This is a genomic window from Bradyrhizobium erythrophlei, from assembly GCF_900129505.1.
Classification (GTDB): domain Bacteria; phylum Pseudomonadota; class Alphaproteobacteria; order Rhizobiales; family Xanthobacteraceae; genus Bradyrhizobium; species Bradyrhizobium erythrophlei_D.
The window spans coordinates 7,939,607-7,956,637 of sequence record NZ_LT670818.1; the positions used below are offsets into that span (position 1 = coordinate 7,939,607).

The window sequence follows — 17,031 nt, forward strand, 5'->3', positions numbered from 1 at the left end:
CGTCAGGGCCCGTGGGGCGCCGCCAGGCTCAGTTTTTTCGACGCCGGATGCGACGCCGCGTTACGGAGCCGGTCGCGCCAATACCGCAAATACCGGTAGCCGAGTTGGCGGCCGGCCTCCAGCCGGTAGGCAAGCGATTTCTCCGGGCCGACATCGACCAGCATATCCACCATGGTCCGTCGTCCGGCCCAGAGCTGGGCCATGAAGCTTGCTTCCGCCGCGCAGGAATTGATGGCCTGGATCTGGGAACCGGCGAACAGCTCCTCGGTGATCTTGTCGATCAGGAGCGCGCCCGGCGAGTACTTGCCGTAGGTGGCGTCGAACGCGGTTTTCCAGGTATAGGCCGTGGCCCCGCAATACATCAGCACCTGTGCGGCGATGGCCTCGCCGTTGACCCGCAGTAGTGCCACCGATGCATTCCCTTGCGCGGCGAGATTTTGCAGCAACCGCCGCGCGAAGGCGGCGTCGCGCGGATCCGACAGCAACGCGGTGCCCTTCACGCCCTTCCAGCTGGCTTTTTCGAGCGCGAGAAACGTTTCAAAGGCCTGCCCGGCACCAGCGGGTGTTCTATCATTGACTACCTCAACGGCGCCGAGCGCCGTCAAGCGTTTCCAGTCCTGCCGCAGCTTTTTCCGGGTGGCGCCGGAGCGCTTCACGCCGAATTCCCGGGTCACGACCGGGCGCGCGTCTTCGGCAAGCATCAACGGCGCGACGCCGCGGATGGCCAGTTCGCGCAGCATCGCGGCATAGCTGGGAGATTCCGCGTCCAGCGAATGCAGGCTCACGACATCGGGCAGCGACGGGCTCTTTTCGATCGCCGCAAAGAACGCCGGAATCACCGCATTGACATAGGCCGGGTCGACGACGGGGCTGGAAAGAAAGGCGTAGTTGTAGGGCAGCGCTTCCAGCATCATCGGCCAGAACGGCGCCATCCTCCGCAATCGCAGCGCCCAGACCCCGACAAGCTTTCGTCCCTCCGCCCCCTCCTCCCAGGCCAGCAACATTTGAATCCGCGCGAAGTCGGTGACGCAGGCGGCCTGCAGCGCAGCCGGGTTCATGAAGACGTTGGAGGATGCACGCCGGACGAGGTCGTCCCAATGCGGGCCGATGTCCATGTTAGATGAATCAATCGTTACCGAAATCATCGGACCAATGCTTTGAGCGACCGCGGCGCGGCGGCGATCTTGTTCGTGCCGGATTGCTTTTCGGTTAAGTCGGCAGCCGGCGCGGACCTGTTCAGACGGTCGGTTTCAAGATTTGTTTGCCTTTTCGGGCGCATTGATAGGGCTTCGGTCGAGAGGCAAGGCATGCGCTACACGGATGTTGCGATCGTCGGCGGTGGTCTGGCCGGTTCAATCGCGGCGGCGATGCTGGGACGCGACGGCATCGCGGCGATCCTGATCGACCCTCATACCGTCTATCCGCCGGAGCTGCGCTGCGAAAAGCTCGGCGGCGAACAGCTCAACCTGTTGCGCAAGACCGGCCTTGCGGATGCCACCCTGCGGGCGACCACGCTCGACGGTGAGGTCTGGGAAGCGCGTTTTGGCTATGTCGTCGCCAGAAAACCCAGCGATCAGCACGGTGTGATGTACGACACGCTGGTCAACACCGTGCGGATGCAAATCCCCGAAAATGTCGAGACGATCCACGCCAAAACCTCCGAGATATCCAGCAGCGCGGAACGGCAGAAGCTCGTTTTGTCGAACGGCGAGGAAATCTCGGCACGGCTGGTGGTTTTCGCCAACGGCCTGAATGTCGGCCTGCGCCAGACGCTCGGCATCAAGCGCAAAGTCATCAGCGCATGCCATTCGGTCACACTCGGATTCAACCTCGAACCGGTCGGCCGCGCGGCGTTCGATTTCCCGGCCTTGACCTATTGGCCGAAGCGGGCGAGCTCGCGCATGGCCTACCTCTCGATCTTTCCGATCAATGGGACGATGCGCGCCAATCTGATGGTCTATCGCGACATGACCGACCCCTGGCTGCCGGCGTTCAAGCAGGCGCCCGAGCGGGCGATGGTCGCGATCATGCCGGGTCTCGAGAACATGATGGACGCGTTCAGGGTCAGCGGCCCCGTCAAGATCCGCCCCGCCGATCTCTGCGTCACCGAAGGCCATATTCGGCCCGGGATGGTGCTGGTTGGCGACGCCTTTTCCACCTCCTGCCCGGCCGCGGGAACCGGCACCACCAAGGTCTTCACCGACGTCGAACGGCTGTGCAACGTCTACATTCCGCAGTGGCTCTCGACCGAGGGCATGGGCGCGGAGAAGATTGCAGCGTTCTACGACGATGCGGAGAAAAAGGCGTGCGAGGCGCGATGCCTCGCCAAGGCCTACCATCTGCGCTCGCTGTCAACCGACAATGGCCTGTCATGGCGGGCGCAACGCTGGGCGCGGTTCATCCTGCGTTTGGCGCAAGGCACGCGGCTGGCGATCGGCAGGCAGTTTGCCGGCGGATCAATGCCGCGAAGGCTGGCGGCGAAACAGGCCGCGCATCCCTGAGGCCGCGACCTCGGCGGCCTGCGCCTCAATCCTCATCGTCGGCATCATCATCGTCATCGTCGTCGGTCTGATCGGCCGTTTGATGCGGCTGGTGGCTCTGGTCGTCCCAGAGCTTTCGATACATGCCATTGGCCGCGAGCAGCTTGGCGTGTGAGCCGCGTTCGACCGCCTTGCCGCCCGCTATCACCACGATCTCGTCCATGTCGACCACCGACGTCAGCCGGTGGGTCGAGAAGAGCATGGTGCGGCCCTTGGCGAGCTTCCACAGCGTCTTGTTGATCGCGGCCTCCGTGGTCTGATCGAGCGCGGAGGTCGCCTCATCGAGTAGCAAGACCGACGGGTCGCGCACGATGGCGCGCGCGATCGCGATGCGCTGGCGCTGACCGCCCGATAGCGTGTCGCCGCGTTCACCGACCTGAGTGTCGTATTTCTGCGGCAGGCTCATGATGTAGCGGTGGATCTCGGCCTTGCGCGCGGCCTCGACGACTTCCTCGTCGGTGGCACCCTCCTTGCCGAGCCGGATGTTTTCCCGGATCGACATGTTGAACAGCATGTTTTCCTGGAACACCACCGCCATGCTCCGGCGCAGGGACTCTCGGGTCACCTTGCGGATATCGACGCCGTCGATCGTAACGCGCCCTTCGTCCGGCACATAGAGGCGCAGGATCAGGTTGAGCAGCGTGCTCTTGCCGGAGCCGCTGGGGCCGACGATGGCAATGCTTTTTCCGACCTTGAGCTTGAGGCTGAAATTGTCGAGCACCGGCGTCTGGCTGCCTTCGTATTGGAAGGTGACGCGATCGAAGGTGATGTCGTTGGTGATGCGCGGCAGGTCGGGCGCACCGGCGCGATCGGCGCCGCGGGTCGGCGCATCCAGAAACTCCTGAATGTGGCGTACCGCCGCTGCCGACTGGATCGACACCGGGATGAAATGCATGATATGGCCGATATTGTAGGATACCTCCCAGAACGCGCTCTCGAAGGTGACGAAGGTTCCGATCGTGATCTGGCCCTTGGTGGCGAGATAGGCGCCGATCGCGAGCACCACGAGGTGCAGCAACAGCACGGAGATCGTGACGGTGCGCTCGACCATGGTCGAGAGGAACGCGGCGGACGCGATCTTGCGGCGTGCCTCGTGGTTGCGCATCGTGAACCAGCCCAGCGTCCGGCGCTGCAGCATGAACGCCTTGATCACCGCCTGGGTGGCGACGTTTTCCTGCACCATGCCGAGCAGCGCGGATTCGTTAAGCTTCTGCTCGTAATTCGCCTGCACCGCCTTCGGCGTCAGGATGCGCGGACCGATCAGGGTGATCGGAAACACCAGCAGCGACACCACGGCGAGCTGCCAGTTCAGGAACAGCATCAGGATGATGCCCGCGATCAACTCGAAGAACGGCAGCGCGGCGCTGTTGGCAAAACCCTTGATCGAGCCTTCGAACGCGGCCATGTCGACCGAAAACCGCGACAGGATCTCGCCTCGCTTGGTGCGCGCGTAATAGGCCGCGGGCAGATTTTGCAGATGTTCGAACAGCCGCGTCCGGACGTCCGAAATCAGCGACGCGGCCAGTTTGGCGTCCCAGCGCTCGTACCAGACCGCAACGATCGAGGTGACGATGCCGGCGACCGCCAGAACCGAGAGAATCTTGATCAGTGCCTCGAAGTCTTCCTCGCCGAGCGCGTCGTCGATGAGGAATTTGAGACTGAGCGGCATGAAGACGTTGAACAGGGTCTCGACCAGGACGCCGAAGCTGACGAATGCCAGGATCTTCTTGTAGTTCTTCAGGAAGGGTTTGACGAACGCATAGACCGTCGCCAGCGCGCCGGCGGCCTCCTTCGCGGTGAAGACGACGAGATCTTCATCGTCCTCCTCGTCGTCGTCGAGCCCAAGCTCGTCATCGTCTTCTTCATCATCGTCATCGTCGGGCGGAGGCGTCGGCGCCTTGTCGCGGACGACGGGACTCGCGGCTTGCGCATCCGTCAACAGCTTTTCGTCGGCTTCCGGCGCGAGAGCATCCTCCGCGACGGCCTTGATCCGATCATCCGGCGATGGAGGCTTGCGCGCCATGAAACCAACCGATGCTGCACGGCCGGCATGACCGTAAAATCCGGGAAAGTGGCCGAACGAACCACCGCGCCGATCCTATGCGATTGGCCCGCTTTCAGCAAAGCTGACAGTCGAAAACTTTCCGCAGGAGCCTTGCCGCGCAGGCCGACACCGTTACCGGTGAATCCACCGGCTCAATCGTCGTCGGCTTCGACCTTGTCGAAGAACGAATAGCGCAGGCTGTCCGAGTCGGCATACCACTGGCCGGGCCCCTTGTTGGCGGCAAGCGTCGCCACCCACAATTCGTCGGTGCAGTCGCGGCGGTGCATCGACAGGTCGAAGCCGTTGGAGAAGAACAGCTCCGACCATTCCCACCAGGTGCCGAGCTTTTTGACCCCGCGCAAGAGGTCGTAGCGGTCGATCAGCGCGGGCGCCATGTCCGACGTCACCGATCCGAACACCAGCCCGGTCTTCACAACCCGGTTCAACTCGCGAATCGCCCGCGGGACCTGCTTTTCCGCGACGTGGCACAGGCTGGTCTCGAACACGAAATCGAACTCGCCGTCCTTGAACGGCATGTCGACGATCGATCCAAGCTTGTTGTACTTCTTTAATTCCTTTGGCGCGCTGGCATGGATCGCGCGATTGTTCTCGATGCCCCACGCATCGATGCCGCGCGCGCGCAGCGCCCCCACCAGTTCCCCGCTGGCGGATCCGGCCACCAGCAGCTTGTAACCCCTGGCCCGGTTCCAGACGATCTTGATGAGACTGGTCAGGTAGCCGGGATCGGTGAACTGGCTCCAGACCTCGCTGTAGGGACCAAGGCCCCGGTAATTCTCGAAATAGCGGCGGTCGATCTTGTCGGACGCAGGCTTGGCGCCGTCGCCGTGCGCGTGGCGCAGCCGCATCATCTCGGTGACGATGATGTCGGTGGCGGCGTCGGAGGAATCGAGCAGTCCGTTCAGCGTCGAATCGAACAAATAGTCGCCGACCACGACGAGGCCCGGATGCTGCTTCGGCTCCGGCCGGTGATTGGTCATGACGTCGCGTGCCGGCAAGCCGCCGGGAATCGCGTTCACCGACGACAGCCAGCGATAGGTCTTGCCTTCCATGAAATGCTCGCGGGCGTTGCCGAACGAAGCCGGCAGCGACTTCAGCGCGGCGTCGATCAGTTCCTGATCGCCGAGATTGGCGAAAGCCAGCGCGTCGGAACCGGCGATCAGCCAATTCAGCACGCCGTGTTTGCCGACGTCGTGACGCGCGCCCTCGTTGTAAACGCAGCAGCCGCCAAACGCCTCCGACATGAACCAGGCGCCGGGGATCTTCTCGCCCCAGAACGGCTCATCGAACAGGATCGAGACCCGCAGATAATGCGCGGGTCGGTCGAAATAGGCGACGTGCTTGACCATCGACTTGCGCAGCTGCTCGCCTTCCCACCCCATGGTCGAGAGCCAGGAGTGCGGCAGGCACATCAGCACCAGGTCGAAATCGCGCGTTTCGGGCCCCTTGCCGTTCATCATATTGAGCTGGTAGCGGCCGGCCTCGGTTTTGCCGACCTTGAGCACCCGGTGATTGAGCTGGATATCGGCGTCTACCTCGGAATGCAGGCACTCGATCAGCTGCTCATTGCCGTTCTGGATCGAGTACAGGCCGATATAGCCGTCGACATCCATCACGAAGTTCTTCAGCGCATTCAGACCGTTGGTATTGTGGGTCTCGGTGGCGATATCGGAGCGCGCCATCACCTTGAAGAAGCGCTTGGCGGTCGCGTCGTCCACTTCCCTGTCGAGCAGTTCCTCGGCGGTGATGTAGGCCCAGGGATGCTCGTTGTCGTGGGCGCCGACGCCTTCGTAATATTCGGCCGGCGATACCATCTCGGCGCAACGCTTGCGGAACGCTTCGATCGCGTTCGCGGTCTTGGCGCCGTATTTGCGCCGCATGCCCGGCACGTCGTTCAGGAGTTCGCCGTCGAGCTGGACCTGCTCGGCATCCATCGGAATCGTCTGCAGCCCGAAATGCTGGATCAGTTCGCGCAGCGGATCCGGCCCGGTCATCGAATAATCGTAGATCTCGGCGACGCCGGCCTCGTACATCGCCGGCGCCGAATCGAACTTGCGCGTCAGGATCTTGCCGCCCAGCCGGTCGGACGCCTCGTAAATGGTGACCCGGCAAAGGTCGCCCAGCTTCTTTTTGAGATACCAGGCGCTCATCAGGCCGCCTGGCCCACCGCCCACGATTGCAAGATCCAGCATGTGTCTTCCGTGATCCCCCGCCGCCCCTGTCACGGAGCATCCGGTTTCCTAAGAGTCAGCCACAGCGCGACAAGCTGCTTTTTGTCATTAATCGCGCTGCGAATGATTGATTTAGCGCATTGCCGTGCCGCGAAGCCGCCCCCGCCCGGGTCGAGACCCGAGGACGTGCTGTTGGCGCTTCAAGCCCTTAGCAGAAGCGCTTTTCAGCCTGAAGGAAAGATGAACGAAGCAAGACATCGACGCCACAATAGTCAAAAAAATAGTAAAAAGGCCGGCTTTCGCCGGCCTTTTCCGTAATTCTGCGGCTCGCGGCTTTATTCGGCCGGCGGCAGCGCCAAGGGTTCCACTTCCGGAGCCGCCGGCACGATCGTGGCCTGCTTCTCGCGTTCGTCGAGAATCAGCTTGTCGCGCTTGACGGCGACTTCGCGGATCTTGGCCATCGAGGCGCCGGTGCCTGCCGGGATCAGCCGGCCGACAATGACGTTCTCCTTGAGGCCTTCCAGCGGGTCCACCTTGCCGTTGACGGCGGCTTCGGTGAGCACGCGGGTGGTCTCCTGGAACGAGGCCGCCGAGAAGAACGAGCGGGTCTGCAGGCTCGCCTTGGTAATGCCGAGCAGCACCGGCGTTCCCGTGGCGGGCTTCTTGCCCTCTTCCTTGGCCTTGGCGTTGAGCACGTCGAACTCGATCTTGTCGACCTGTTCGCCCGAGATCATGTCGGTCTCGCCCTGGTCAGTGATCTCCACCTTCTGCAGCATCTGACGGACAATCACCTCGATGTGCTTGTCGTTGATGAGCACGCCCTGCAGGCGGTAGACCTCCTGGATTTCGTTGACCAGATAGGCAGCGAGTTCCTCGATGCCCTTGATCGCCAGGATGTCGTGCGGTGCCGGGTTGCCTTCGACGATGAAGTCGCCCTTTTCGACGATATCGCCGTCCTGCAGATGGATGTGCTTGCCCTTCGGAATGAGGTACTCGCGTGTCTCCTCATTCTTGTCCATCGGCTCGATCGCGATCCGGCGCTTGTTCTTGTAGTCGCGGCCGAACCGGATGGTGCCCGCGATTTCCGCGATGATCGCCGCGTCCTTCGGCTTGCGGGCCTCGAACAGTTCGGCGACCCGCGGCAGACCGCCGGTGATGTCGCGGGTCTTGGCGCTTTCCGTCGAGATACGCGCCAGGATATCGCCCGGCTTGACCTTCGCGCCGACGTCGACCGAAAGGATCGCGTCAACCGAAAGCATGTAGCGGGCCTCGCCGCCGCGCGCGAGCTTGAGGACCTTGCCGTCCTTGCCCTTGATGACGATGGCCGGACGCAGATCCGACCCGCCACGCGTGGTGCGCCAGTCGATGACGACCCGCTTGGCGATACCGGTGGACTCGTCGAGCGTTTCCGAGATCGACTGACCCTCGACCAGATCCTCGAAGCCGATGGTGCCCTCGACCTCGGTGAGAACCGGCCGCGTGTACGGGTCCCACTCGGCGATACGCTGGCCGCGCTTGACCATATCGCCCTCATCGACCCGCATGCGCGCGCCGTACTGAATGCGATGGGTCGCGCGCTCGGTGCCGTCGGCGTCCGCCACCGCGACCACCATGTTACGCACCATGGCAATCAGATGGCCTTCGCTGTTCTTCTGGATCGCCTTGTTCTTGATCGTCACCTTGCCGTCGAAATTCGACTCGATGAACGACTGCTCGTTGATCTGCGCCGCGCCGCCGATGTGGAACGTACGCATCGTCAGCTGGGTGCCGGGTTCGCCGATCGACTGCGCCGCGATGACGCCGACGGCTTCGCCGTGGTTGACCGGCGTGCCGCGGGCAAGATCGCGGCCGTAGCATTTGCCGCAGATGCCGTTGACGAGTTCGCAGGTCAATGCCGAACGGATCTTCACTTCCTGGATGCCGGCTTGCTGGATGGCATCGACATGCGTCTCTTCCATCAGCGTGCCGCGCTTGACCACGATCTTGTTGGTCGCGGGGTCGCGCAGATCCTCGCCGTTGGTACGGCCGAGAATGCGGGACGCCAGCGACGCGACAACCGTGCCGGAATCGATGATGGCGCGCATCTTGATGCCGAGCTTGGTGCCGCAATCATCGGCCGTGATGATGCAGTCCTGCGCCACATCGACCAGACGCCGCGTCAGGTAACCGGAGTTCGCCGTCTTCAACGCGGTATCCGCCAGACCCTTGCGGGCGCCGTGGGTCGAGTTGAAGTATTCGAGCACCGACAGACCTTCCTTGAAGTTGGAAATGATCGGCGTCTCGATGATCTCGCCCGACGGCTTGGCCATCAGGCCGCGCATGCCGGCGAGCTGGCGCATCTGGTCCTGCGAACCGCGGGCGCCGGAGTTCGACATCATGAAGATCGAGTTGATCTGGGCCTCGCCGCCTTTCGGGTTCTTCTTGACGGCGGAGATTTCCGTCATCATGTCTTCGGAGATCTTCTTGGTGCACTTCGACCAGGCGTCCACGACCTTGTTGTACTTCTCGCCGTGGGTGATCAGGCCGTCATTGTACTGCTGCTCGAATTCCTTCGCGAGCGTGCGGGTCTCCTCGACGATCTTCCACTTCGACGCCGGCACCACCATGTCGTCCTTGCCGAACGAAATGCCGGCCTTGAACGCGTTGTAGAAGCCGAGCGCCATGATGCGGTCGCAGAAGATCACGGTCTCCTTCTGACCGCAGTGACGATAGACCTGGTCGATGACGCCCGAGATTTCCTTCTTCGTCATCAGCTTGTTGATGACGTCGAACGGGATCTTCGGCGACTTCGGCAGTACGTTGCCGAGCATCACGCGCCCCGCGGTGGTCTCGATCCAGCGCCGGGCCTGCTTGCCGGTTTCGTCGACGCCTTCCCAGCGATACTTGATCTTGGTGTGGAGGTGGATGACCTTGGAGTGCAGGGCATGCTCGATCTCGGCCATTTCGCCGTAGAGCTTGCCTTCGCCCGGCAGGCCTTCCCGCAGGATCGACAGATAGTACAGACCGAGCACGATATCCTGCGAAGGCACGATGATCGGCTGACCATTGGCCGGATGCAGGATGTTGTTGGTCGACATCATCAGCACGCGCGCTTCCAGCTGCGCTTCCAGCGACAGCGGAACGTGCACGGCCATCTGGTCGCCGTCGAAGTCGGCGTTGAACGCCGCGCAGACCAGGGGATGCAGCTGAATCGCCTTGCCCTCGATCAGAACCGGCTCGAACGCCTGGATGCCCAGGCGATGCAGCGTCGGCGCGCGGTTCAACAGCACGGGATGCTCGCGGATCACCTCGTCGAGAATGTCCCAGACCTCGGGACGCTCTTTTTCGACCAGCTTCTTCGCCTGCTTCACCGTGGTGGACAGACCCTTGGCGTCAAGCCGCGAATAGATGAACGGCTTGAACAGCTCCAGCGCCATCTTCTTCGGCAGGCCGCACTGATGCAGCCGCAGTTCGGGACCGACCACGATCACCGAACGGCCCGAATAGTCGACGCGCTTGCCGAGCAGGTTCTGCCGGAAGCGGCCCTGCTTGCCCTTCAGCATGTCGGCCAGCGACTTCAGCGGCCGCTTGTTGGCGCCGGTGATGACGCGGCCGCGGCGGCCGTTGTCGAACAATGCGTCGACGGCCTCCTGTAGCATGCGCTTTTCGTTGCGGATGATGATGTCGGGCGCGCGCAGCTCCATCAGCCGCTTCAGGCGGTTGTTGCGGTTGATGACGCGGCGGTAGAGATCGTTGAGGTCCGAGGTCGCGAAGCGGCCGCCGTCGAGCGGCACCAGCGGACGCAGGTCCGGCGGAATCACCGGCACCACGGTCAGGATCATCCACTCCGGCTTGTTGCCGGAATAGCGGAACGCCTCGACGATCTTCAGACGCTTGGCGAGCTTCTTGTGCTTGATGTCGGACTCGGTCTCCTGCATCTCGACGCGCAGGCCGCCCTCGAGCTTTTCGAGATCAAGCCCCTTCAACAGCTCGCGGATCGCCTCGGCGCCGATCATGGCGGTGAACGAGTCCTGGCCGTATTCGTCCTGCGCCTTCAGGTACTCGTCTTCCGACAAGAGCTGACGATCCTTGAGCGCGGTGAGACCCGGCTCGAGCACGACGTAATATTCGAAATACAGGATCCGCTCGAGATCCTTCAGCGTCATGTCGAGCAGCAGGCCGATGCGCGACGGCAGCGACTTCAAGAACCAGATATGCGCCACCGGAGCGGCCAGTTCGATATGGCCCATGCGCTCGCGCCGGACGCGGGACAGCGTCACTTCGACCGAGCACTTCTCGCAGATGATGCCCTTGTACTTCATGCGCTTGTACTTGCCGCACAGGCACTCGTAGTCCTTGATCGGCCCGAAGATGCGGGCGCAGAACAGGCCGTCACGCTCCGGCTTGAAGGTGCGGTAGTTGATGGTCTCCGGCTTCTTGATTTCGCCGTAGGACCACGACAGAATCTTCTCCGGAGACGCGATCGAGATCCGGATCTGGTCGAAGACCTGAGCCGGCGTCGTCGGATTGAACAGATTCATAACTTCTTGGTTCATGGTCTTCTCCTCGCGTGCCGATCGTCACCGGCAGCAAATTCGAAATTCTTTTTTCAGCGACGCGCCCCGCTCAACGTCCGAGCGCAACACGAATACCCGGCGCGAAACGCGCCGGGTATGACGCTTGTTGTTATTCGGCGGCCTCGGATGTCGGCGTGACACCGAGCTTCGAGTTGTGCAGGTCCACGTTGAGGCCCAGCGAACGCATTTCCTTGACCAGCACGTTGAACGATTCCGGGATACCCGCTTCGAACGTGTCGTCGCCGCGCACGATCGCCTCGTACACCTTGGTACGGCCGGCGACGTCGTCCGACTTCACGGTCAGCATTTCCTGGAGCGTGTACGCCGCGCCGTAAGCCTCGAGCGCCCACACTTCCATTTCGCCGAAACGCTGTCCGCCGAACTGCGCCTTGCCACCCAGCGGCTGCTGGGTAACGAGCGAGTACGGCCCGATCGAACGTGCGTGGATCTTGTCGTCCACGAGGTGATGCAGCTTGAGCATATAGATGTACCCAACCGTCACCTTGCGGTCGAAGGCGTCGCCGGTCCGGCCGTCGTAGACGGTGGATTGTCCGGAGGCGTCGAGACCGGCAAGCTTCAGCATCTCCTCGATGTCGGCTTCCTTGGCGCCGTCGAACACCGGCGTCGCGATCGGAACACCGTGGCTGAGATTACGGCCGAGTTCCATCAACTCGCTGTCGTTGAGCGATTTGATGGTTTCCTCGTCGCCGTAGATCTTTTTCAGGGTCTCCTTCAGCGGCTTGATGTCCTGCCTCGCATAGTAAGCGTCCACGGTCTGGCCGATGCGCTTGCCGAGGCCCGCGCAGGCCCAGCCGAGATGCGTTTCGAGAATCTGCCCGACGTTCATCCGGCTCGGCACGCCCAGCGGATTGAGCACGATGTCGGCGTGCGTTCCGTCCTCCAGGAACGGCATGTCCTCTATCGGAACGATCTTCGACACCACGCCCTTGTTGCCGTGACGGCCCGCCATCTTGTCGCCGGGCTGGATCTTGCGCTTCACCGCGACGAAGACCTTGACCATCTTCATCACGCCGGGCGGCAATTCGTCGCCACGCTGCAGCTTTTCGACCTTGTCGAGGAAGCGCTGTTCAAGGCCCTTCTTCGATTCGTCGTACTGCTTCCGCATCGCCTCGATTTCGGCCATCAGCTTGTCGTTGGGGGACGCGAACATCCACCATTGCGAACGCGGATGCTCGTCGAGCACCGCGCGCGTGATCTTGGTGTCCTTCTTGAACCCCTTCGGACCTGCGATCCCCTGGCGGTTTTCCAGGAGTTCGGCGAGACGGCTGTAGACGTTGCGGTCCAGAATCGCCTGCTCGTCGTCGCGGTCCTTGGCCAGACGTTCGATCTCTTCCCGCTCGATCGCCAGGGCGCGCTCGTCCTTGTCGACGCCGTGCCGGTTGAAGACGCGGACTTCGACGATGGTGCCCTGCACGCCCGGAGGCACGCGGAGCGAAGTATCGCGGACGTCGGAAGCCTTTTCGCCGAAGATGGCGCGCAGCAGCTTTTCTTCGGGCGTCATCGGGCTTTCGCCCTTCGGCGTGATCTTGCCGACCAGGATGTCGCCGGCGCGGACTTCGGCGCCGATATAGACGATGCCGGCTTCGTCGAGGTTCTTCAGCGCTTCTTCCGAGACGTTCGGAATGTCGCGGGTGATTTCCTCGGGTCCGAGCTTGGTGTCGCGGGCCATCACCTCGAATTCCTCGATGTGGATCGAGGTGAAGACGTCGTCCTTCACGATTCTTTCGGAGAGCAGGATCGAGTCTTCGAAGTTGTAGCCGTTCCACGGCATGAACGCGACTAGCACGTTGCGCCCCAGCGCGAGCTCGCCGAGATCGGTCGAGGGACCGTCGGCGATGATGTCGCCCTTCTTGACGATGTCGCCGACCTTCACCAGCGGACGCTGGTTGATGCAGGTCGACTGGTTGGAACGCTGGTACTTCATCAGCCGGTAGATATCGACGCCCGACTTGGTCGGATCGAGGTCCTCGGTGGCGCGGATGACGACGCGGGTAGCGTCGATCTGGTCGATCACGCCCGAACGGCGGGCCGCAATTGCGGCTCCCGAATCGCGCGCGACCACGCCTTCCATGCCGGTACCGACGAACGGCGCCTCGGCGCGCACCAGCGGCACGGCCTGACGCTGCATGTTCGAGCCCATCAGGGCGCGGTTGGCGTCGTCGTTCTCGAGGAACGGGATCAGGGCCGCGGCGACCGAAACCAGCTGCTTCGGCGACACGTCCATGTAGTCGACCTTGTCCGGCGTGATCATCAGCACGTCGCCGGCATGGCGGCAGACCACGAGGTCGTCGGTGAAGCGGCCCTTGTTGTCGAGCGCGACATTGGCCTGGGCCACGTGATAGCGGCCCTCTTCCATCGCCGAGAGATAGATCACCTCGTCGGTGACGCGGCCGTCCTTGACCTTGCGGTAGGGCGTCTCGACGAAACCATACTTGTTGACGCGCGCAAAAGTCGCGAGCGAATTGATCAGGCCGATGTTCGGGCCTTCCGGCGTCTCGATCGGGCAGATGCGGCCGTAATGCGTCGGATGCACGTCGCGCACCTCGAAGCCGGCGCGCTCACGGGTCAGGCCGCCCGGGCCAAGCGCCGAGAGACGGCGCTTGTGGGTGATCTCCGACAGCGGGTTGGTCTGGTCCATGAACTGCGACAGCTGGGAGGAGCCGAAGAATTCGCGCACCGCGGCGGCCGCCGGCTTGGCGTTGATCAGGTCCTGCGGCATCACGGTGTCGATATCGACACTCGACATGCGCTCCTTGATCGCGCGCTCCATGCGCAACAGGCCGATGCGGTACTGGTTCTCCATCAACTCGCCGACCGAGCGAACGCGGCGGTTGCCGAGGTGATCGATGTCGTCGATCTCGCCCTTGCCGTCGCGCAGGTCGACCAGCGTCTTGATGACGGCCAGGATGTCTTCCTTGCGCAGCGTGCGATGGGTGTCGGGCGCATCGAGTTCGAGGCGCATGTTCATCTTGACGCGACCGACCGCGGACAGGTCGTAGCGCTCGCTATCGAAGAACAGCGACTGGAACATGCTCTGGGCCGAGTCGATGGTCGGCGGCTCGCCGGGACGCATCACGCGATAGATGTCGAACAGCGCGTCCTCGCGCGTCATGTTCTTGTCGGCGTGCAGGGTGTTGCGGATGTAGGCGCCGACGTTGACATGGTCGATGTCGAGCAGCGGCAGTTCCTTGTAGCCGTGCTCGTTCAGCGCCTTCAGCGACTTCTCGGTGATTTCCTCGCCGGCTTCCGCGTAGATCTCGCCGGTCTTGGGATTGACGAGGTCCTCGGCCAGGTAGTTGCCGACCAGTTCCTCATCCGACAGGCGCAGTGCCTTCAGCCCCTTCTCCTGGAGCTGACGGGCGCCGCGGACGGTGAGCTTCTTGCCGGCTTCCAGCACGACCTTGCCGGTGTCGGCGTCGATCAGATCGTTGATGGTCGAATAGCCGCGGAAACGGTTGGCGTCGAACGGCACGCGCCAGCCTTCCTTGGTCCGCTTGTAGAGGATCTTCTTGTAGAACGTGGACAGGATCTGCTCGCCGTCGAGACCGAGCGCGAACATCAGCGAGGTCACGGGAATCTTGCGGCGGCGGTCGATGCGCGCGAACACGATGTCCTTGGCGTCGAATTCGATATCGAGCCAGGAGCCGCGATAGGGAATGACGCGCGCGGCAAACAAAAGCTTGCCCGACGAATGGGTCTTGCCCTTGTCGTGATCGAAGAACACGCCGGGCGAACGGTGCATCTGGGAGACGATGACGCGCTCGGTGCCGTTGACGACGAAGGTGCCGTTCATGGTCATGAGCGGGATATCGCCCATGTAGACGTCCTGCTCCTTGATGTCCTTGACCGATTTGGCGCCGGTTTCCTCGTCGATATCGAACACGATCAGGCGCAGCGTCACCTTCAGCGGCGCAGCATAGGTCATGCCGCGCTGGCGGCACTCGTCGACGTCATATTTCGGCGGCTCGAACTCGTAGCGGACGAATTCCAGCATCGAGGTGCCGGAGAAATCCGAGATCGGGAATACCGAGCGGAACACCGCTTGCAGGCCCTCGTCCAGCCGCCCGCCCAGGGGTTCATCGACCATCAGAAACTGGTCGTAGGACGCCTTCTGAACCTCGATGAGGTTCGGCATCTCTGCGACTTCCTTGATGTGTCCGAAGAACTTGCGAACGCGTTTGCGACCGGTGAATGTCTGCTGCGCCATCGTGGCCTCTCATTTCGTCGCCCGGCGGGGCGAACCTTCCGAAGCGCGATTGGCATCGCCCCCGGGTTGAATTTCGATTCGTTCCTAAATCTGGAAGCCCGCCTCAGGATTTAAGTCCTGAATCTGATCACCAGACCTTCAAAACGCAAAACGACGCGCGGGGCGCTTAACCGCACCCGCCCGTCAGAACCCATCGCTTCACGGACTGAAAAAGCCCGAAATTGCTTATCTCCCAACGGCTTACGCAGAGACGTCACCGTTCCCGCCGCCAACCGTGCTTTCGTGCTGCCGTCCCAATATGGGAGAGCAATCGTGGAGATTCGAGAGCTAACTTCCCGAATCCCCACACATTTTTGTGTACAACCGGGCTCGAAGGGAACCTCCGGGCCAAGTCGTTTTCGCCGCGATACACTATCTCCGTCATGGCTGAGCTCAACCCGGCCATCCACGGTGACGCGATCCCCAGGTCTCGCTTTGCTCTCCCGGGGGAATTGCCGCAAGCTTCGCTTACTTCAATTCCACCTTGGCGCCGGCCTTTTCAAGCTGGGCCTTGATCTTCTCGGACTCGTCCTTGTTCACGCCTTCCTTGACGGCCTTGGGCGCGCCCTCGACGAGGTCCTTGGCTTCCTTGAGGCCCAGGCCGGTGATGGCACGGACTTCCTTGATGACTTCGATCTTCTTCTCGCCGGCGGCGACGAGCATGACCGTGAACTCGGTCTTTTCTTCAGCGGGAGCCGCGGCGGCAGCGGCCGGACCGGCAACCGCAACGGCGGCAGCGGCGGACACGCCCCACTTTTCTTCAAGCAGCTTTGCCAGTTCGGCAGCTTCGAGCACGGTGAGGCTCGAGAGGTCGTCAACAATCTTCTGTAAGTCGGCCATTGATCTGTTTCCTTAAGCGTATTTGGTTCGAACCAGGTTTGAATTTTGCGAAGGGGGTCAGGCCGCTTCGCTCTTTGAGGCATAGGCCTGGACCACGCGCGCGAGCTTGGCTGCGGGCGCTGTGGAGAGCTGGGCGATCTTGGTCGCCGGCGCCACCAGGAGGCCGACGATCTTGCCGCGCAACTCATCGAGTGACGGCAGCGAGGCAAGCGCCTTCACGCCGTTCACGTCCAGGACGGTTTTACCCATCGAACCGCCGAGAATGACGAATTGCTCGTTCGTCTTGGCGAATTCGATGGCAACCTTCGGCGCCGCTACCGGATCGTTTGAAGTCGCGATCACGGTCGGCCCCTTCAACAGGGAACCGATGGCAACGACGTCCGTGCCTTCAAGAGCAATTTTGGCGAGACGGTTCTTCGAGACCTTCACCGACGCGCCCGCCTGCTTCATCTGCATGCGCAGCTTCTGCATCTGGGCCACGGTGAGGCCGGAATAGTGGGCGACGACTGCCACGCTGGTGGTCTTGAACAGACCGTTCAGCGCCTCAACCGCGTCCTTTTTTGCCGCTCTTTCCACAGCAAGCTCTCTCCGGTTG

Annotated in this window: 8 protein-coding genes; 1 reads left to right on the forward strand and 7 read right to left on the reverse strand. The window is 62.4% G+C overall.

Annotation, left to right across the window (positions count from 1 at the left end):
- Positions 1–2: 2 nt before the first annotated feature.
- Positions 3–911 (reverse strand): GNAT family N-acetyltransferase, encoded by a 909-nt coding sequence (locus B5525_RS37420; protein ID WP_338075246.1) that lies wholly within the window; start codon positions 909–911, stop codon positions 3–5.
- A 396-nt stretch (positions 912–1,307) separates the two neighbouring features.
- On the opposite strand from B5525_RS37420, the gene B5525_RS37425 reads away from it, so the two are divergent.
- On the forward strand, positions 1,308–2,501 hold the full coding sequence (locus B5525_RS37425) for an FAD-dependent oxidoreductase (RefSeq protein ID WP_079574312.1): 1,194 nt from the start codon (positions 1,308–1,310) through the stop codon (positions 2,499–2,501).
- Between the two features lie 25 nt (positions 2,502–2,526).
- Here B5525_RS37425 and B5525_RS37430 read toward each other — a convergent pair whose 3' ends face one another.
- From B5525_RS37430 to rplJ, 6 genes are all read right to left on the reverse strand, one after another.
- Positions 2,527–4,563 (reverse strand): ABC transporter ATP-binding protein, encoded by a 2,037-nt coding sequence (locus B5525_RS37430; protein ID WP_079571030.1) that lies wholly within the window; start codon positions 4,561–4,563, stop codon positions 2,527–2,529.
- Between the two features lie 173 nt (positions 4,564–4,736).
- On the reverse strand, positions 4,737–6,794 hold the full coding sequence (locus B5525_RS37435) for an FAD-dependent oxidoreductase (protein ID WP_079571031.1): 2,058 nt from the start codon (positions 6,792–6,794) through the stop codon (positions 4,737–4,739).
- A 314-nt stretch (positions 6,795–7,108) separates the two neighbouring features.
- Positions 7,109–11,308, reverse strand: a complete 4,200-nt coding sequence (gene rpoC / locus B5525_RS37440; RefSeq protein ID WP_079571034.1) for a DNA-directed RNA polymerase subunit beta' — start codon at positions 11,306–11,308, stop codon at positions 7,109–7,111.
- A gap of 130 nt (positions 11,309–11,438) precedes the next feature.
- Entirely contained in the window at positions 11,439–15,557 is a 4,119-nt protein-coding gene (gene rpoB, locus B5525_RS37445) for a DNA-directed RNA polymerase subunit beta (protein WP_079571035.1), read from the reverse strand.
- A 507-nt stretch (positions 15,558–16,064) separates the two neighbouring features.
- Positions 16,065–16,436, reverse strand: a complete 372-nt coding sequence (rplL, locus tag B5525_RS37450) for a 50S ribosomal protein L7/L12 (protein ID WP_079571038.1) — start codon at positions 16,434–16,436, stop codon at positions 16,065–16,067.
- Positions 16,437–16,493: 57 nt separating this feature from the next.
- A complete protein-coding gene (gene rplJ / locus B5525_RS37455; protein ID WP_079571039.1) occupies positions 16,494–17,012 on the reverse strand; it encodes a 50S ribosomal protein L10 in 519 nt (172 codons plus the stop codon).
- Between the last annotated feature and the right edge of the window lie 19 nt (positions 17,013–17,031).